At 47.4% G+C, this 17,824-nt stretch carries 21 protein-coding genes and 1 pseudogene; all 22 read left to right on the top strand.

Annotation, left to right across the window (positions count from 1 at the left end):
- Positions 1-32 precede the first annotated feature (32 nt).
- The 22 genes and pseudogenes from aspA (at position 33) to ABDB98_RS10950 (ending at position 17,751) form a co-directional block, all read left to right on the top strand.
- Entirely contained in the window at positions 33-1,460 is a 1,428-nt protein-coding gene (gene aspA, locus ABDB98_RS11055; RefSeq protein ID WP_003153322.1) for an aspartate ammonia-lyase, read from the top strand.
- Positions 1,461-1,600: 140 nt separating this feature from the next.
- Positions 1,601-3,007, top strand: a complete 1,407-nt coding sequence (gene nhaC / locus ABDB98_RS11050) for a Na+/H+ antiporter NhaC (RefSeq protein ID WP_438420162.1) — start codon at positions 1,601-1,603, stop codon at positions 3,005-3,007.
- Positions 3,008-3,018: 11 nt separating this feature from the next.
- Entirely contained in the window at positions 3,019-4,332 is a 1,314-nt protein-coding gene (locus tag ABDB98_RS11045) for an NAD-dependent malic enzyme (RefSeq protein ID WP_060964854.1), read from the top strand.
- A gap of 111 nt (positions 4,333-4,443) precedes the next feature.
- Positions 4,444-4,734 (top strand): hypothetical protein, encoded by a 291-nt coding sequence (locus tag ABDB98_RS11040; RefSeq protein WP_438420161.1) that lies wholly within the window; start codon positions 4,444-4,446, stop codon positions 4,732-4,734.
- Between the two features lie 57 nt (positions 4,735-4,791).
- Positions 4,792-5,010 (top strand): annotated as a pseudogene (locus ABDB98_RS11035) (hypothetical protein); the annotation flags it as partial.
- Positions 5,011-5,096: 86 nt separating this feature from the next.
- Positions 5,097-5,741, top strand: coding sequence for a stage II sporulation protein M (gene spoIIM, locus ABDB98_RS11030; RefSeq protein WP_016939166.1), 645 nt, complete (start codon positions 5,097-5,099; stop codon positions 5,739-5,741).
- A 112-nt stretch (positions 5,742-5,853) separates the two neighbouring features.
- On the top strand, positions 5,854-6,303 hold the full coding sequence (gene fur, locus ABDB98_RS11025; protein WP_016939165.1) for a ferric iron uptake transcriptional regulator: 450 nt from the start codon (positions 5,854-5,856) through the stop codon (positions 6,301-6,303).
- 114 nt (positions 6,304-6,417) lie between these two features.
- A complete protein-coding gene (locus ABDB98_RS11020; RefSeq protein ID WP_003153331.1) occupies positions 6,418-6,645 on the top strand; it encodes a YqzK family protein in 228 nt (75 codons plus the stop codon).
- Positions 6,646-6,652: 7 nt separating this feature from the next.
- Positions 6,653-7,543 (top strand): site-specific tyrosine recombinase XerD, encoded by an 891-nt coding sequence (xerD, locus tag ABDB98_RS11015; RefSeq protein WP_045925501.1) that lies wholly within the window; start codon positions 6,653-6,655, stop codon positions 7,541-7,543.
- Between the two features lie 169 nt (positions 7,544-7,712).
- A complete protein-coding gene (gene deoB / locus ABDB98_RS11010; RefSeq protein ID WP_438420160.1) occupies positions 7,713-8,897 on the top strand; it encodes a phosphopentomutase in 1,185 nt (394 codons plus the stop codon).
- 11 nt (positions 8,898-8,908) lie between these two features.
- Positions 8,909-9,727: a purine-nucleoside phosphorylase gene (locus tag ABDB98_RS11005; RefSeq protein WP_438420159.1), complete on the top strand. Its 819-nt coding sequence runs from the start codon at positions 8,909-8,911 to the stop codon at positions 9,725-9,727.
- A gap of 136 nt (positions 9,728-9,863) precedes the next feature.
- On the top strand, positions 9,864-11,033 hold the full coding sequence (locus tag ABDB98_RS11000) for a D-alanyl-D-alanine carboxypeptidase family protein (protein WP_045925499.1): 1,170 nt from the start codon (positions 9,864-9,866) through the stop codon (positions 11,031-11,033).
- A 95-nt stretch (positions 11,034-11,128) separates the two neighbouring features.
- Complete coding sequence (gene spoIIAA, locus ABDB98_RS10995; RefSeq protein WP_016939160.1) at positions 11,129-11,482, top strand: anti-sigma F factor antagonist; 354 nt, start codon at positions 11,129-11,131, stop codon at positions 11,480-11,482.
- Positions 11,479-11,919, top strand: coding sequence for an anti-sigma F factor (spoIIAB, locus tag ABDB98_RS10990; RefSeq protein WP_438420158.1), 441 nt, complete (start codon positions 11,479-11,481; stop codon positions 11,917-11,919). Before spoIIAA ends, spoIIAB begins: the two co-directional genes overlap by 4 nt.
- Before the next feature lie 11 nt (positions 11,920-11,930).
- The gene (sigF, locus tag ABDB98_RS10985) at positions 11,931-12,698 is read left to right on the top strand and encodes an RNA polymerase sporulation sigma factor SigF (protein ID WP_438420157.1); all 768 of its coding nucleotides are present in this window, start codon (positions 11,931-11,933) and stop codon (positions 12,696-12,698) included.
- A gap of 126 nt (positions 12,699-12,824) precedes the next feature.
- Complete coding sequence (locus tag ABDB98_RS10980) at positions 12,825-13,445, top strand: stage V sporulation protein AA (RefSeq protein ID WP_016939157.1); 621 nt, start codon at positions 12,825-12,827, stop codon at positions 13,443-13,445.
- Positions 13,435-13,860, top strand: a complete 426-nt coding sequence (locus tag ABDB98_RS10975; RefSeq protein ID WP_007409413.1) for a stage V sporulation protein AB — start codon at positions 13,435-13,437, stop codon at positions 13,858-13,860. Before ABDB98_RS10980 ends, ABDB98_RS10975 begins: the two co-directional genes overlap by 11 nt.
- A gap of 12 nt (positions 13,861-13,872) precedes the next feature.
- A complete protein-coding gene (gene spoVAC, locus ABDB98_RS10970) occupies positions 13,873-14,325 on the top strand; it encodes a stage V sporulation protein AC (protein WP_007612334.1) in 453 nt (150 codons plus the stop codon).
- 11 nt (positions 14,326-14,336) lie between these two features.
- On the top strand, positions 14,337-15,353 hold the full coding sequence (spoVAD, locus tag ABDB98_RS10965; protein WP_016939156.1) for a stage V sporulation protein AD: 1,017 nt from the start codon (positions 14,337-14,339) through the stop codon (positions 15,351-15,353).
- Positions 15,354-15,704 carry a stage V sporulation protein AE gene (spoVAE, locus tag ABDB98_RS10960; protein ID WP_047475693.1) on the top strand — a complete coding sequence of 117 codons (351 nt, stop codon included), beginning with the start codon at positions 15,354-15,356 and terminating at the stop codon, positions 15,702-15,704.
- Between the two features lie 3 nt (positions 15,705-15,707).
- Entirely contained in the window at positions 15,708-16,316 is a 609-nt protein-coding gene (locus tag ABDB98_RS10955; protein ID WP_095241744.1) for a stage V sporulation protein AE, read from the top strand.
- On the top strand, positions 16,270-17,751 hold the full coding sequence (locus ABDB98_RS10950) for a spore germination protein (protein WP_045925497.1): 1,482 nt from the start codon (positions 16,270-16,272) through the stop codon (positions 17,749-17,751). The genes ABDB98_RS10955 and ABDB98_RS10950 overlap by 47 nt, the downstream gene beginning before the upstream one ends.
- Positions 17,752-17,824: the final 73 nt, after the last annotated feature.

Genomic DNA, 17,824 nt, shown 5'->3' with positions numbered 1-17,824 from the left:
GACCACCATCAAAGAGAAAGTAGGGTTTTAGCATGACAAACGCGCAAAAAGAATATCGTCAGGAAAAAGATTTCCTCGGAGAAAAACAAATTGAAGCTGATGTGTATTACGGAATCCAAACGCTGCGCGCGAAAGAAAATTTTCCGATTACCGGCTACCGCATCCATGAAGAAATGATTAATGCGCTCGCCATCGTCAAAAAAGCGGCGGCGCTTGCCAATATGGATGTAAAGCGCCTCTATGAAGGAATCGGCAACGCGATTGTCCAGGCCGCAGACGAGATTCTTGAAGGTAAATGGCATGACCAATTCATCGTCGATCCGATCCAAGGGGGAGCCGGAACGTCCATGAACATGAATGCCAACGAAGTAATCGGCAACAGAGCGCTTGAAATCATGGGACATAAAAAAGGTGAATACATTCATCTCAGCCCAAACACACATGTCAATATGTCACAATCGACAAACGACGTGTTTCCGACGGCGATTCATATTTCTACCTTAAAACTTCTGGATAAGCTCCTTGATACAATGGCGCATATGCTGAGTGTCTTTAAAGATAAAGCGAAACAATTTGATTCTGTCATTAAAATGGGGCGCACACACCTTCAGGACGCTGTGCCGATCCGTCTCGGACAGGAATTTGAAGCGTACAGCCGCGTGCTTGAGCGTGATATAAAGCGAATTAAACAATCCCGCCAGCATCTGTATGAAGTAAACATGGGAGCAACGGCTGTAGGTACGGGACTTAACGCTGATCCGCGCTACATAGAACAGGTTGTAAAGCACCTGGCTGACATCAGCGGACTGCCTCTTGTCGGCGCCGGCCATTTGGTTGATGCCACACAAAACACTGATGCTTATACGGAAGTTTCAGCCGCGTTGAAGGTATGCATGATGAATATGTCTAAAATCGCCAACGATCTGCGCTTAATGGCCTCAGGTCCGCGCGCGGGACTTGCGGAAATTTCACTGCCCGCCCGTCAGCCGGGATCATCCATTATGCCGGGGAAAGTCAACCCTGTAATGGCAGAGCTGATCAACCAAATCGCCTTCCAGGTCATTGGGAATGACAATACGATCTGCCTCGCTTCAGAAGCGGGCCAGCTGGAGCTTAACGTAATGGAGCCGGTGCTCGTATTTAACCTGCTTCAATCCATCAGCATTATGAACAACGGTTTCCGCTCATTTACCGATCATTGTCTGGCGGGGATTGAAGCCAACGAAAAACGCCTGAAGCAATACGTGGAAAAAAGCGTCGGCGTCATTACAGCGGTCAACCCGCACCTTGGATATGAGGCAGCTGCGCGAATTGCCCGTGAAGCAATCATGACGGGGCAATCTGTAAGAGATCTCTGTCTCCAAAACGATGTACTGACAGAAGAAGAATTGGATATCATTTTGAATCCGTATGAAATGACAAAACCGGGGATTGCCGGAAAAGATCTTTTAGAAAAATAAATTTTGAAGCAACAACAGCCGCCTTTTCACGTTTTTCAGTGAATAGGCGGTTGCCATACAAAGGGATGAGGAAGTATAGTGTAATTTGTTATATCATTTGATGAAAGCGTTTTAGCTTTTTCTTCTAGGGGGATTTTTTTGTGAAAGAGGTCAGATTGCCAAATTTATTGGAAATTATTATCTTATTATTCGGGTTTTTAGCGCTTGTTTTGTCATTCACAGTGTTTTTAGACCTGCCGATCCAGCTTGCTCTCTTTATATCCTGGTTTATCGCTATTATTCTCGGAATCAGGCTGGGATATTCATATAAAGACTTGCAGTCCTCCATTGTCACCGGGATATCAAACGGTCTTGAAGCCGTTCTGATTCTAGTTTCGGTCGGTGCGCTTATCGGGACATGGATTGCCGGCGGCGTTGTGCCGACGTTAATTTATTATGGTTTAGAGTTTATTAATCCTCATGTGTTCCTGCTTGCTACATTGGTTATTTGTTCGGTTATGTCCGTTGCGACCGGGACGTCCTGGGGAACCGTGGGAACGGCGGGAATCGCCATGATTGCCATCGGAGAGGGAATGGGCATACCGCTTCCGATCGTGGCGGGGGCCGTTTTGTCCGGCGCTTACTTCGGGGACAAGCTTTCACCGCTGTCTGACAGTACGGTGCTTGCCTCCACGCTTTCTAAGGTGGATGTGCTGTCACACGTCAGAGCGATGATGTATCTGTCCATTCCGTCCTATATCATTACGGCCATTCTTTTTACCGTAACGGGATTTATATACGGCGGAAAAAATATTGATCTTGATAAAGTGGAATTTTTAAAGTCTGCATTGCAGAAAACGTTTGATATTCATATATGGATGCTCTTCCCGGCGGTTGTCGTCGTCGTCCTTCTGATTTTGAAAAAGCCGTCTATGCCCGTCATTGTCATCGGTGCCTTGCTTGGCGCAATCTGGGCTTCTGTTTTTCAGGGAATGAATTTTGCCAGTGCCATCGCGACTGCTTACAATGGTTTTTCCATTAAAACGGACGTCGAATTTTTAAATGGCCTGTTAAACCGCGGAGGCATGACCGGCATGCTGGATACGTTGGTCGTTATCCTTTTCGGTCTCGGTTTTGGAGGAATTCTCGAGAAGCTCGGCGTATTAAAAGTGATTGTCTCAACTTTTGAGAAAAAACTGACCACACCGGGAAATGTAACGCTTTCGACGCTGATCGTCGCCCTTTTAGCAAACATTTTCGGCTGTGCGATGTATGTGTCATTGATACTGACGCCGAAAATTATGGAGAACAGTTATGATAAACTGAAACTTGACAGAAGAATTTTATCCCGGAATGCCGAGGTGGGCGGCACGCTTACTTCAGGGATGGTGCCATGGTCTGACAACGGCATCTATATGGCCGGCATTCTCGGCGTCTCAACGTTTTCTTATCTGCCGTTCATGTGGCTCAGTTTTGTATCTATCGGACTGGCCATATTGTACGGATACACGGGTAAATTCATTTGGTACACGAAAGAAAAATCCTTGCAATCTCAAAAACTGGGTTAGGGGGTTATTTTATGATTACAAAGCATATGATTCGGACGTTAATGATAGAAACGCCGACTGTTCCCGGAAATCTGGGAAAAGTGGCAACGGCCATCGGAGTGATGGGCGGAGATATCGGAGAAGTTGAAACCGTTAAAGTCGGCCCGAACTACACCATGCGCAACATTACGGTGCAGGCCGAAAATGATGAGCAGCTGCAGGAAATCATTCAAGCCATTGAAGCTCTCGGTGAAGGCATCCGCCTTCATACCGTCTCAGATGAAGTGCTCTCTGCTCATGAAGGCGGAAAAATTCAGATGAAAAGCAAAATGCCGATCCGGACACTGGCTGAGCTTGGCCGTGTTTATACGCCGGGCGTGGCCGATGTGTGCAGACTGATCGAAAGCGAGCCTGAAAAAGCATCCATCTATACGACCATCAGCAATTCTGTCGCCATTGTCACCGACGGAACGGCGATTCTCGGTCTCGGCAACATCGGCTCTGTCGCCGGAATGCCCGTAATGGAAGGGAAGGCAGCGCTTTTTGACCAGCTGGCAGGCATCAGCGGTATTCCGATTTTGCTCGACACTTCTGATCCGGAAGAAATCATCCGCACGGTAAAACATATTTCTCCGGGATTCAGCGGAATTCTGCTTGAAGATATCGGTTCGCCTCACTGCTTTGACATTGAAGACCGCCTGAAGGAAGAATTGGACATTCCGGTTATGCACGACGACCAGCACGGCACGGCGGTCGTCACTCTCGCCGCCGCCATTTCCGCTTGTAAAAGCGCAGGTCTTGATTTAAAAGAAGCGAAAGTCGGCCAGATCGGTCTCGGCGCGGCGGGCGTCGCCATCTGCCGCATGTTTATGGCATACGGAGTCAAAGCGGTCTGCGGAACGGACAAGTCAGAAGAAGCAATGAACCGCCTCGCTCAATACGGAGGTCAGCCGCTTGAAAGCATTAAAGATTTAATGGACACGTGTGACATTGTGATCAGCACCACAGGAGTTCCGGGGCTCATTAAAAAAGAGGATGTCAGAAAAGGACAAGTCATTCTGGCTTTATCTAATCCGAAGCCGGAGATTGAACCGGAAGAGGCGCTGCAGGCCGGAGCCGCTTATGCAGCCGACGGCCGTTCAGTCAATAATGTTCTCGGCTTCCCGGGTATTTTCCGCGGCGCGCTGAACGCCAAAAGCAAGAAAATAGACCATGGAATGCTTGTGGCGGCCGCTGAAGCCATCGCTTCTTGTACGAAACACGGTGATCTCGTGCCACAGCCTTTGGACGCGGACGTGCATCAGGCCGTATCGGCAGCTGTAGAGCGGGCCGCGGCGGGAAAATAAATAACGCTCACAGCACCGGATATGTATCCGGTGCTTTTTTTATCATGAATAGGAAGCGGAATTCTTTGGCAGGCTAACAAATAGCAAAAGACGGAATAAAGAGGTGTCAATGTGGATTATTTTCCGCTGATCCATACAAATATTTGGGATGCTGTGATCGGCGTGCCGGTCGTCTTATGCGTCACACAGCTGATCAAAGTGTTCTGCAGGGTTCCCGGCATATTCGTCCCCACGATTGCCCTTGTTGTCGGAAATATTGTGTCTATCGTTTTCGGTCACCACGAACACGTGTATGAGGGGAGCTTTATGGGATTCTTTTACGGATACGCCGCAATGGGGAGTTTTTCATCTGCCAAAACATCTATGCGCGCCTACCGGAAGAAACATGAGCCGTATTCATGAACACACCTGGATTTTTTTGTTATGATAGAGAAAAGGCAAAAAAGGAGCGATCGGCACATGGCGAAAAGCAAAGCGAAAAAAATGCGGGAGCATCTCAGAAGAAACGGGATGCGTGACGCAGTCTTATCAAGGGGGATGGCCCCGTCTTTCAGCACGCATGAAAGAGTGACAAAAACTAAAAAAGACAGGCTGGAGAGAATAAAGCATAAAAAAAGGAATCCCCATGGTCACAAGAGTGATGGCGGGGATTCTTTTTTTTTGCCGGAATCTCGGAGCCTTTCTATGATTTCTCTGTCATGTTTTCTCTTTTCTTTCATACAATCTACTAAATCAAGTCAATAGATTAGCGGGAGGAAAGCGGTATGAGGAAACAATCGTACAAAGAACTGTTTTTTCGCCATATGAAGGATCATCTGTCACTTTATATATTTGTGTTTGTCTTGTTTTTAATGGGTGTCATTTTCGGCGCGATCATTGTCAACAGCATGACAATCACGCAGAAAGAAGATTTGTATTACTATTTAAGCAAATTCTTCGGACAGCTGTCTGACGGAAAACATGCCGGCGCCTCAGACATGTTTTGGCAGGCCGTCTTTCATGATGTAAAATATTTGGGGCTGATGTGGATTCTGGGTATTTCCGTAATCGGTCTCCCGGTGATTTTCATCATGGTGTTTTTGAAAGGAATCGTCGTCGGTTTTACGGTCGGATTTTTAGTGAATCAAATGGGGATGAACGGATTTTTCCTGTCCTTCATCTCGGTGCTGCCGCAAAACATTGTTCTCATTCCGGCATACCTTATCATGGGGACATGCTCTATCGCTTTTTCGCTGAAACTGATCCGGCAGCTGTTTGTCAAACGCAGCCTCCACGACACGCCGATCCAATGGTTCGGACGCTACGCCTTCGTGCTGATTCTCATCATTTTCTTCTCGGTCATCGCTTCACTGCTGGAAGCATATGTGTCTCCGCTGTTTATGGAAAAGCTTTCATCACGGATCTTTTAGAATGATTATCACAAAATAATACTTTTATTTATCAGTTTATAATAATTATAGTTGGAACTCTGCGCGTATTTTGTTATAATGAGTCATGGAATGCGGCGTAGGAGGGAAAGACATGGAAAACCGTATTGATCGAATTAAAAAGCAACTGCACTCGTCAAGCTACAAGCTTACGCCACAGCGTGAAGCAACGGTAAGAGTGCTGCTTGAAAATGAAGAAGACCATTTAAGCGCAGAAGATGTATACCTCCTCGTAAAAGAGAAATCTCCTGAAATTGGTCTCGCTACAGTATATCGTACATTAGAATTATTAACAGAATTAAAAGTCGTTGATAAAATTAACTTCGGGGACGGCGTATCCCGCTACGACCTTCGCAAAGAGGGCGCGGCCCACTTCCATCATCATCTGGTGTGCATGGAGTGCGGAGCCGTCGATGAAATTGAAGAAGATCTGCTTGAAGACGTTGAAGAAGTGATTGAACGTGATTGGAAATTTAAAATTAAAGATCATAGATTGACTTTTCACGGAATCTGCCACCGCTGCGGCGGGAATGAAACAGAATAAAAGCCTATGAACCTTTTCTGCCAGGAAAGGGTTTTTTGCTGTTTTTATGTATAAAAGCCTTTGAAATTGGCATAAGGTGTACTAACAGCCGCCAAAGAAAGGATCGATCGAAAGATGGGCAGATTCCTAAAAACAGCAGCGGATACGATCAAAGTGTTTATTCTGTTCACAGGTTTTACCGCGCTGTTCTATTATGCTATGATATGGGTGAATTCAGAGTATGAAAACTATCATCGGTACGATAAACCGGAAGGCTCCGCCGTCAAAGTGGCCAAAACGGAACATGAGGAGAAGGACGGCTGGTTCGGCCGGTTGATCTTTTTTTACCAAAACGGGGAGTAGATCAAGAGTGAAGGATCAAATTAAGGATTTCATCCATTATGTGAGGGTTGAAAGAGGGCTGTCCCAAAATACGATGATGTCTTATGAGCGTGATCTGAAAAGTTATTCTCTCTTCTTAACTGAAACCCTTCAGATCACTTCATGGAATGATGTGACCCGTCTTCATATTATTCAATATTTAAAGCATTTGAAGGATTCGGGGAAATCAGGGAAGACGTCTGCCAGGCATTTGGCGTCAATCCGGTCTTTTCATCAATTTCTGTTAAGGGAGAAAGCCGCGGATAAAGATCCTTCGGTACATATTGAAACACAAAAAACAGAGCGGGCCCTCCCAAAAGTGCTTGCGCTGAACGAAGTAGAGCGGTTATTGGACACGCCTAAGCTTGACAGCCCGTTCGGTCTCAGGGATAAAGCCATGCTCGAATTGCTGTATGCAACCGGCATCAGGGTCAGCGAGATGATTGAGCTGAAATTATCTGACGTTCATTTGACGATGGGATTTGTCCGCTGCTTCGGAAAAGGCCGGAAAGAGCGGATTGTGCCGATCGGTGAAGCCGCCTCCCATGCGATCGAAGCATACATCGAAAAAGCCAGAGGGAAATTATTAAAGAAAAATGTGACCGAAGCGCTTTTTCTGAATCATCACGGCAGGCAGATCAGCCGTCAGGGATTTTGGAAAAACCTGAAGAAAATCGCCCTTGAGGCAGGCATTAAAAAAGAACTGACACCGCACACGCTCCGGCACTCTTTTGCAACGCACCTGCTTGAAAACGGGGCGGACCTGCGCGCCGTACAGGAGATGCTCGGACATGCCGATATTTCCACGACGCAAATTTACACGCATGTGACGAAAACAAGGCTGAAGGACGTGTACAAGCAGTATCATCCGCGCGCCTAGGAGCCGCTGGCAAAGGTGCCGCGGCTTTTTTCTGTCCGATTGGCGGAATACAGAGAAGGTTCTTATTATTTGAATAGGCATTGTCAACAAGAATGTAAACGGTTTATACTTGAGTTGTCTGACCTCTGTAAGCTAAAATGGACAGATGGAAGAAAAGGAGGCTTTTATGATGTCTGAATACAAATATAAACGTGTGTTTTTGATCGTAATGGATTCGGTCGGAATCGGCGAAGCGCCGGACGCCGCCGATTTTAATGATATAGGCGCAAATACGCTCGGACATATCGCAGAGCACATGAACGGTTTACATATGCCCCATATGGCACAGCTCGGTCTCGGACTGATCGGGGATATTAAGGGTGTGGAAAAAACGGAGCAGCCTCTGGCGTACTACGGTAAAATGCAGGAGGCGTCAAACGGAAAAGATACGATGACGGGGCACTGGGAGATTATGGGCCTCTACATTGAAAAACCGTTTAAAGTGTTCCCGGAAGGATTTCCGGATGAGCTTCTTCAGGAGCTTGAAAAGCGTTCCGGACGCAAAATCATCGGGAATAAGCCGGCTTCAGGGACGGCGATTCTGGACGAGCTCGGAAAAGAACATATGAAAACGGGTGCGCTGATCGTTTATACATCAGCAGATTCCGTTTTGCAGATTGCGGCTCACGAAGATGTCGTTCCGCTTGACGAGCTGTACAGCATCTGTGAAACAGCCAGAGAACTGACGCTTGATCCGAAGTACATGGTCGGCCGGATTATCGCAAGACCGTTCATCGGAGAACCGGGCAGCTTCAAACGCACGCCGAACCGCCATGATTATGCGCTCAAACCGTTCGGCCGCACGGTAATGAACGGAATGAAAGACAGCGGATTAGACGTCATTTCCATCGGTAAAATTTCTGATATTTACGACGGAGAAGGCATCACATCTTCCCGCCGCACGGTATCTAACATGGACGGCATGGACAAAGTGATTGAAACGCTCGGTGAAGATTTTACGGGCCTGAGCTTTGCCAACCTCGTTGATTTTGATGCGCTGTACGGACACCGCCGTGATCCGGAAGGGTACGGAAAAGCGCTTGAGGAATTCGACGCAAGGCTTCCGGAAGTGTTTGAAAAAATGAAAGAGGACGATCTGCTCATCATCACGGCGGATCACGGCAATGATCCTGTCCATCACGGGACGGATCACACGCGGGAGTATGTGCCGCTTCTTGTCTACAGCAAAAAGCATAAACACACCGAACAGCTGCCGCTTGCGGATACATTTGCCGATATCGGCGCAACCATTGCGGACAATTTCAAAACGGAAAAGCCGGAATACGGAAAAAGCTTTTTATCAAGATTACAGTAGGGGGACTTTTTTTGAAACAAAAGATCGAACGTGCTGCTGCATTTATTAAAGAACACGTGAAAGAAACACCGAAGATCGGTCTGATTTTAGGTTCAGGGCTCGGCGTATTGGCCGATGAAATTGAAGGAGCCGTCAAGCTTACATATGAAACGATCCCTGATTTTCCGGTCTCAACGGTAGAAGGCCATGCCGGCCAGCTTGTGATGGGAACGCTTGAAGGTGTGCAGGTCATCGCGATGCAGGGCCGCTTTCATTATTATGAAGGCTACTCAATGGATCAGGTAACGTTCCCGGTCCGCGTGATGAAGGCGCTCGGCGTTGAATCTCTCATCGTGACGAACGCAGCGGGCGGTATCAACACTGACTTCCGCGCCGGTGATCTGATGATTATTACCGACCATATCAACTTTACGGGCACCAACCCGCTAATCGGTCCGAACGAAGCGGAATTCGGAGCCAGATTCCCGGACATGTCAGAAGCCTATGACAAAGAGTTTTCAGGCTTGGCTGAAAAAACGGCGGCTGAGCTTGGCATCCCTGTTCAAAAAGGTGTGTACACGGCTGTTACGGGGCCATCTTACGAAACGCCGGCTGAAGTCCGGTTTTTAAGAACGATGGGGTCTGACGCTGTCGGAATGTCGACCGTGCCGGAAGTCATCGTCGCCAACCACGCGGGAATGCGCGTGCTCGGCATCTCTTGCATTTCCAACGCGGCAGCCGGCATTCTTGACCAGCCGTTATCCCATGATGAAGTAATGGAAATGACGGAAAAAGTAAAAGGCGGCTTTTTAAAGCTTGTAAAAGCCGTAGTCGCACGATCTCAAAACTAAATCAGCATAGATCAGCTGTTTCTTCGGAAGCAGCTGTTTTTTTATGTCCTCAAAACGAAACATTTTCCATATGAGGCGTATAAAACCACCGGGCTTGGAAAAAATAAAAAGGATTATGAAATGGAGGGCTTTGGAGATGAAACGTCTTATATCCACTTTGTTGATTGGCATTTTAATAACCGCATCAGCACCGTCCGCTTTTGCAAAGCCGGACGGAAAACATACATCGGAGCTCGCTCATGAAGCCAAAAGCGCCGTGCTGATTGAACGCGATACGGGAAACATTCTTTACAACAAGAACAGCCGGGAGCGTCTGGCGCCGGCAAGCATGACAAAAATCATGACCATGCTTTTAATTATGGAAGCGCTTGACAAAGGAAACATTAAGATGAGCGATAAAGTCAGGACCAGTGAGCATGCCGCATCCATGGGCGGATCGCAGATTTTCCTCGAACCCGGTGAGGAAATGACGGTAAAAGAAATGCTCAAAGGAATTGCGATAGCTTCCGGAAATGACGCATCCGTCGCGATGGCAGAGTATATCGCCGGTTCGGAAGAGGATTTCGTCAATCAGATGAACAAAAAAGCAAAAGAATTGGGATTGAAAGATACCTCCTTCAAAAACCCGACGGGATTGCCTGAAAAAGGCCACTACAGCTCTGCTTATGACATGGCGAAAATGGCGAAGGAATTATTGAAGTATGATAAAATCACTCAATTTACGGGAACGTATGAAGATTATTTAAGAGAAAACACAGACAAAAAGTTCTGGCTCGTCAATACAAACCGGCTGATCAAATTTTATCCGGGTGTTGACGGCGTGAAAACGGGTTTTACAGGCGAAGCAAAGTATTGTTTAACCGCCACCGCTAAAAAAGGAAATATGAGGGTCATCGCAGTCGTTTTCGGAGCCAGCACTCCGAAAGAAAGAAATGCCCAAGTGACAAAAATGCTTGATTATGCCTTCAGCCAGTTCAAAACACACCCGCTGTATAAACGGAATCAAATCATCGGAACGGTAAAAGTGAAAAAAGGAAAACAGAAACTGATCAAGCTGACCACATCTGAACCGATTTCCCTCCTAGCGAAAAAAGGAGAGAACATGGACAAAGTAAAAAAAGAAGTGAAAATCAACAGCAATATAACAGCCCCGGTTAAAAAAGGGGAGGTGCTCGGCAGCCTCGTGCTGAAAAAAGACGGAAAAGTGCTCGTTGAAAGCCCGGTCACGGCAAAAGACGACATGGAAAAAGCGGGTTTTCTCACTTTTCTGAAGCGGACGATGGGAGATTGGACAAAATTTAAATAATCGTGGCGAACGGGCACTAGTTTTGTCATGGTGAAGGAATTGCATTCCCGAAAATCGAAACACTCATTATCCGATCATATCAAGGAGGAATGAGCATGAGCCTTGGAATTGACTTGCATGTCAAAGAATCCGTGCTTTGTATTCGATTAACTGGTGAACTCGATCACCATACGGCAGAATCATTAAAACAAAAGGTTGCTGAATCGCTGGAGGCTGACGGCATCCGTCACATCGTGCTGAACCTTGAAGATCTTTCCTTCATGGACAGCTCCGGCCTCGGCGTGATTTTAGGACGTTATAAACAAATTAAACAGCTCGGCGGAGAAATGGTCGTGTGCGCGATTTCGCCTGCGGTGAGACGTCTGTTTGACATGTCGGGCCTGTTTAAAATCATCAGGTTCGAACAATCAGAACAAAAAGCGCTTTTAACACTGGGGGTGGCATCATGAAAAACGAGATGCATCTTGAATTTTCAGCCCTCAGTCAGAATGAATCGTTTGCGCGTGTAACGGTTGCTTCTTTTATCGCGCAGCTCGATCCGACGATGGACGAGCTGACAGAAATCAAAACCGTCGTATCAGAAGCGGTAACAAACGCAATCATCCACGGCTATGAAGAAAACTGCGACGGAAAGGTGTACATCTCCGTTACCTTAAAGGATCATGTCGTTTATCTGACCATACGTGACGAAGGCCTCGGGATCACGGATCTTGAGGAAGCGCGCCAGCCGCTCTTTACGACAAAACCCGAGCTTGAGCGCTCCGGAATGGGCTTTACCATTATGGAAAACTTCATGGATGATGTCTCGATTGATTCCTCGCCGGAGATGGGGACGACGATACGCTTAACAAAACACCTATCAAAAAGCAAAGCGCTTTGTAATTAAGGAGATTTGTTATGGATGTGGAGGTTAAGAAAAACAGCAAAAACGCGCAGCTCAAGGACCATGAAGTCAAAGAATTGATCAAAAAGAGCCAAGAGGGCGACCAGCAGGCAAGAGACCTCCTCATAGAAAAAAACATGCGTCTTGTATGGTCCGTCGTGCAAAGGTTCTTAAACAGGGGCTATGAGCCGGACGATCTGTTTCAGATCGGCTGTATCGGATTGTTAAAATCCGTTGATAAATTCGATTTGTCCTATGATGTCCGTTTTTCAACTTATGCCGTGCCGATGATTATCGGAGAAATCCAGCGCTTCATCCGGGATGACGGAACCGTCAAAGTATCAAGATCTTTAAAAGAGCTCGGCAATAAAATCCGCCGGGCGAAAGATGAACTGTCAAAAACATACGGAAGAGTGCCGACCGTCCAGGAAATCGCTGACCACCTGGAGATTGAGGCGGAGGACGTGGTGCTTGCGCAGGAAGCGGTGCGGGCGCCTTCGTCCATTCATGAAACGGTGTATGAAAATGACGGAGACCCGATCACCCTGCTCGATCAGATCGCCGATCATTCAGAAGAGAAATGGTTTGACAAAATCGCTCTCAAGGAAGCGATCAGTGATTTGGAAGAACGGGAAAAGCTCATTGTCTATCTGAGGTATTACAAGGATCAGACGCAGTCGGAAGTAGCCGAACGGCTCGGGATTTCACAAGTCCAGGTATCGAGGCTGGAGAAAAAAATATTGAAGCAGATTAAAGTGCAGATGGATCATACGGAAAGCTGACCTTTTACAGGCCGGCTTTTTTTATTTGCACCTGAATGGTAATTTATGGTCTTTTGCCGCTGATGAATGAGAACAAAAGTGAACCACATACTACATATATAACCACCCGAAAGATGGTGATGCAAGATGGAAAGACGAATATTTCTCAGACTTCGCCACCGCGTGAAGGCTCATACCGGAGATATCATCACAGTCGGTGACGCCGCCCAGATCGCAGGACAGCAAAAGCTGAAAAAAAAACTGTCGGCACTGCCGCTGTATCAGATCACGAAAAAAGACAAAAATATCGTCGTGCTGGACATCATAAAAGTGCTGAAGGCCATTCATACCGCTTTTCCCGCTCTTGATGTGCAGACCGTCGGCGGCGCTGAGACGATAGTGGAAATCCATTACCAGAAAAAGCAGCTGTCAGCCGTTTTGTTCGTCGGTGTCTGGCTGCTGCTTTTTATCGGTTCATGTCTCGCCATTATGAATTTTCATGAAGATGTCAGCATGAGAGAAGTTCATATCGCCTTATATGAAATCATAACGGGCAGGCGGAATGAGTATCCGTACCTGCTTCAGATTCCGTACAGCATCGGCCTCGGTCTCGGGATGATCGTCTTTTTTAATCACATCTTTAAAAAACGCCTGAATGAAGAGCCAAGCCCGCTGGAGGTCGAGATGTTTAATTATCAGCTTGATCTCGATCATTATGTCGCAATACACGAAAACGAAGAGACGATGAAAGATCTGCATGATCGTTAGCATTCTTTTCGTTATGTTTGTCGGGCTTGGCGGAGGGCTGACCGTGGGAGCGGGCTTTGTGGCTTTTTTAACCGTTATGGGAATCATCCCCCGCCTTATGCAGCTGACAAAAACCATGCGCTTTGTACAGGCCTACGAAGGGGCTGTTATTTCCGGGGCGGTGTTCGGCGGCTGGGAAACCTTAAATATGAATCATTTTTTTTTATCTGAATGGCTTGCCGTTCCGGTCGGGCTTCTGGCCGGCATGTTTGTCGGCATGCTGGCCGCGGCGCTTACAGAAGTGCTGAACGTGCTTCCCATTCTTGCCAAACGGATCGGTTTCGGGAGCAAAATCATCATTTTGCTGATGGCCATCGTGTTCGGCAAAATAGCCGGCTCATTATTTCATTGGCTGTATTTTATCCATCATTCATAAGGAGGAACAGACGTGACAAACTTAAAAGAAAATTACAAAACAAAAGTGAAAGACTATCAGCCGAAACCGCCATACGTCTGGAATTGTGTCAAAGCCTTTCTGATCGGCGGTTTGATTTGTCTGATCGGGCAGGCTCTTCAAGACTTTTACATCCACTTTTTTAATTTTAATGAAAAAACAGCGGGAAACCCGACGTCCGCCACTCTTATTTTAATTTCAGCCCTCTTGACCGGATTCGGCATTTATGACAGGCTCGGTCAGTTTGCCGGAGCGGGTTCAGCCGTGCCGGTGACGGGATTTGCAAACAGTATGACAAGCGCGGCTCTGGAACATAGAAGTGAAGGGCTTGTGCTCGGTGTAGCGACAAACATGTTTAAACTGGCGGGAAACGTCATTGTATTCGGCGTCGTGGCGGCCTATATCGTAGGGCTGATACGGTTTGCTTGTGAAAAACTGTTTTCATAGGAGGAGAAAAAATGAAATTGACCGGAAAGCAAACCTGGGTGTTTGAAAACCCGTTATTTATAAATGCGGCGGGAACGGCAGCCGGACCGAAAGAAAAAGACGGCCCGCTCGGCTCGCTGTTTGATAAAACATACGATGAAATGCATTGCAATCAGAAAAACTGGGAAATGGCGGAACGTCAATTAATGGAAGATGCCATCAACTCCGCTTTGCAAAAACAGAATTTGAAAAAGAGTGACATCGATTTGTTACTCGCTGGCGATCTTTTAAATCAAAACGTGACGGCCAATTACGTCGCAAGACATCTGAAAATTCCGTTCCTCTGCCTGTTCGGCGCCTGCTCGACGTCAATGGAAACGGTCGCCGTCGCATCCGCGCTTATTGACGGCGGTTTTGCGAACCGGGCGATTGCAGCGACGAGCAGCCATAATGCGACGGCTGAAAGACAATTCCGTAATCCGACGGAGTATGGCGGGCAAAAACCGGATACCGCCACGTCAACGGTCACGGGGGGCGGGGCGGTCATCATCAGCCAAAACCCTTCTGATATCCGGATTACAAGCGCGACAGTAGGAAAAGTAAGCGACCTCGGAATTACAGACCCGTTTGATATGGGCTCAGCCATGGCGCCCGCTGCGGCCGATACAATCAAACAGCACCTGAAGGATTTGAACCGCACGGCGGATGATTACGATCTGATTTTAACGGGAGACCTTTCAGGCGTAGGCTCGCCGATCTTAAAAGATTTGCTTAAGGAAGAAGGCTATCCCGCGGGAACGAAACACGATGACTGCGGTCTTCTCATCTATACGCCGGATCAGCAGGTGTTTGCGGGCGGAAGCGGCTGCGCCTGCTCCGCGCTCGTTACGTACACACATATCTTTAATCAACTGAAATCGGGCTCTCTTAACAGGGTTCTCGTTGTCGCGACAGGAGCGCTTTTAAGTCCGACAATGATTCAGCAGAAGGAAACCATTCCGACCATCGCCCACGGTGTGGTATTTGAGCGAGCGGGAGGTGCATCATAAATGGAATATCTGATGGCTTTTGTTTGCGGAGGAATCATATGCATTATCGGTCAGCTGCTGCTGGACATTTTTAAACTGACACCCGCCCATGTGATGACAACCTTTGTCGTCATCGGCACCTTATTAGACGGGTTCGGAATTTATGATAAATTTATCGAATTCGCAGGCGCGGGCGCGACGGTTCCCATCGTCAGCTTCGGGCACAGCTTATTGCACGGCGCCATGCATCAGGCTCACGAGCATGGATTTATCGGGATCGGCATGGGGATTTTTGAACTGACCTCCGCCGGTATATCTTCAGCGATTTTATTCGCATTTCTTGTAGCCGTTATTTTTAAACCGAAAGGATAATGTCTGATGACGAAACGGAAGGTCATCCTTGTGACAGACGGAGACGTATACGCCGCCAAAACGATTGAATATGCCGCGGAAAAAGCAGGCGGACGATGTATTTCCCAATCAAAAGGCAATCCGTCAACCAGAACCGGTCCGGAACTCGTTCAGCTGATTAAAGCCGCGCCGCATGACCCGGTGTTTGTCATGTTTGACGATTCCGGCCTGCAAGGGGAAGGGCCGGGCGAAACGGCGCTGAAATATGTCGCCTCACATCAAGACATTGAAGTGCTTGGGGTAATTGCGGTCGCTTCTAAAACCCATCAGGCTGAATGGACAAAAGTCGATGTCTCCATTGACCGTGATGGAGAAGTGACGGAGTTTGGCGTCGATAAAACCGGAATGAGAGAAATGGACGAGCACAGAATGAACGGAGATACGGTGTATTGTCTTGACAAACTGGACGTTCCTCTCGTTGTGGGCATCGGCGATATAGGAAAAATGGGAAGAAAAGATGACATATCCAAAGGCTCGCCGATTACGATGAAGGCTGTCGAATTCATTTTAGAAAGGAGCGAATATCATGCCGGAAAAACCGGAAAACATGATAAAAGTATACCGGGATCCTAGAAAAAATGAACAATTTTTTAAAGACCGCGTCGGTATGGGAACGAGCTACGATATCGGAGTCCGCAAAGTTCAAGTATTAGACCGGGAAGTCCAGATTTACTTTGTCAATGGGTTAACCGATACATTGTTTATCATTCATTTAATAGAACAGCTCGTCGATGTCAATAATTATGACGAGAACGCGGATGAAGCGCTTGATGTTGTTGAAAACAGGCTTGTGAACCAGCAGGTCCAAAAAGTCAAAACGCTCGACGAAGCGACGGATCAAGTGCTTTCCGGACTTGTGGCCGTTATCGTAGAAGACGCCGGTTTCGCCTTCGTCGTTGACGTCAGAAATTACCCCGGACGCACACCCGAAGAGCCGGATACAGAGAAGGTCGTTCGCGGGGCCAGAGACGGATTTATCGAAAGTATCGTCATTAACACAGCGTTAATCAGAAGAAGGATCAGAGACGAAAGGCTCCGCGTCAAAATTACGAAAGTCGGCGAGCGTTCTAAAACGGATCTTGCCATTGTGTATATAGAGGACATCGCGGATCCGGACCTTGTCAGCATCGTCGAAAACGAAGTGAATGCGATTGACATTGACGGACTGACGATGGCTGATAAAACGGTGGAAGAATTTATCGTCAAACAAGGCTACAACCCGTTTCCGATGGTCAGATACACGGAGCGTCCTGATGTGGCCGCCAATCATATTTTAGAAGGGCACGTCATTATCGTCGTCGATACGTCACCGAGCGTGATCATAACGCCCACAACGATTTTTCACCACGTTCAGCATGCGGAAGAATACAGACAGGCCCCTTCTGTCGGAACATTTTTAAGATGGATCAGGTTTTTCGGTATTATCGCTTCAACTGTTCTGCTTCCGATCTGGTTCCTCTTTGTTCTCGACCCGTCACTTCTGCCTGAAAGATTGGATTTTATCGGCTTAAATAAAAATACGCACATTCCGATCATTCTGCAGATCTTTCTGGCTGATTTGGGGATTGAGTTTCTCAGGATGGCCGCGATCCATACGCCGACCGCTTTATCGACTGCCATGGGCCTGATAGCGGCGGTGCTGATCGGACAAATTGCCATAGCGGTGGGGCTGTTTTCAGCCGAAGTCATTCTGTACGTATCGATCGCCGCCATCGGATCATTTACCACGCCGAGCTATGAACTCAGCCTCGCCAATAAAATGATACGTCTCATCTTAATGGTGCTCGTGGCCATTTTTAAAGTAAAAGGCTTTGTTATCGGCTTTACATTGCTGCTGATTTTAATGGCGGGTATCCGCTCGTTTCATACACCGTATTTATGGCCGTTTTTACCGTTTAACGGAAAGGCGCTGTGGCAGGTGCTCGTCAGGACGACAGTGCCGGGAGCGAAAGTCAGACCGAGCATTGTTCACCCGAAAGACCGTCAAAGACAGCCAAGCGGTTCATAATCGCATTGAAACCGACAGAAGATTATGATATTGTATGTCTTAACTTATGCGGGACTTGTATAAGGACAGCTCA

This window comes from Bacillus siamensis (assembly GCF_051628075.1).
GTDB lineage: Bacteria > Bacillota > Bacilli > Bacillales > Bacillaceae > Bacillus > Bacillus siamensis.
This window is presented reverse-complemented; position numbering and strand designations above follow the sequence as displayed.

Excerpts from the sequence above, each read along its gene's own strand:
- aspA (WP_003153322.1), top strand. The coding sequence starts at position 33 with ATGACAAACGCGCAAAAAGAATATCGTCAGGAAAAAGATTTCCTCGGA.
- ABDB98_RS11045 (WP_060964854.1), top strand. The coding sequence starts at position 3,019 with ATGATTACAAAGCATATGATTCGGACGTTAATGATAGAAACGCCGACT.
- spoIIM (WP_016939166.1), top strand. The coding sequence starts at position 5,097 with ATGAGGAAACAATCGTACAAAGAACTGTTTTTTCGCCATATGAAGGAT.
- fur (WP_016939165.1), top strand. The coding sequence starts at position 5,854 with ATGGAAAACCGTATTGATCGAATTAAAAAGCAACTGCACTCGTCAAGC.
- ABDB98_RS11020 (WP_003153331.1), top strand. The coding sequence starts at position 6,418 with ATGGGCAGATTCCTAAAAACAGCAGCGGATACGATCAAAGTGTTTATT.
- deoB (WP_438420160.1), top strand. The coding sequence starts at position 7,713 with ATGTCTGAATACAAATATAAACGTGTGTTTTTGATCGTAATGGATTCG.
- ABDB98_RS11000 (WP_045925499.1), top strand. The coding sequence starts at position 9,864 with ATGAAACGTCTTATATCCACTTTGTTGATTGGCATTTTAATAACCGCA.
- spoIIAA (WP_016939160.1), top strand. The coding sequence starts at position 11,129 with ATGAGCCTTGGAATTGACTTGCATGTCAAAGAATCCGTGCTTTGTATT.
- spoIIAB (WP_438420158.1), top strand. The coding sequence starts at position 11,479 with ATGAAAAACGAGATGCATCTTGAATTTTCAGCCCTCAGTCAGAATGAA.
- sigF (WP_438420157.1), top strand. The coding sequence starts at position 11,931 with ATGGATGTGGAGGTTAAGAAAAACAGCAAAAACGCGCAGCTCAAGGAC.
- ABDB98_RS10980 (WP_016939157.1), top strand. The coding sequence starts at position 12,825 with ATGGAAAGACGAATATTTCTCAGACTTCGCCACCGCGTGAAGGCTCAT.
- ABDB98_RS10975 (WP_007409413.1), top strand. The coding sequence starts at position 13,435 with ATGATCGTTAGCATTCTTTTCGTTATGTTTGTCGGGCTTGGCGGAGGG.
- spoVAD (WP_016939156.1), top strand. The coding sequence starts at position 14,337 with ATGAAATTGACCGGAAAGCAAACCTGGGTGTTTGAAAACCCGTTATTT.
- spoVAE (WP_047475693.1), top strand. The coding sequence starts at position 15,354 with ATGGAATATCTGATGGCTTTTGTTTGCGGAGGAATCATATGCATTATC.
- ABDB98_RS10950 (WP_045925497.1), top strand. The coding sequence starts at position 16,270 with ATGCCGGAAAAACCGGAAAACATGATAAAAGTATACCGGGATCCTAGA.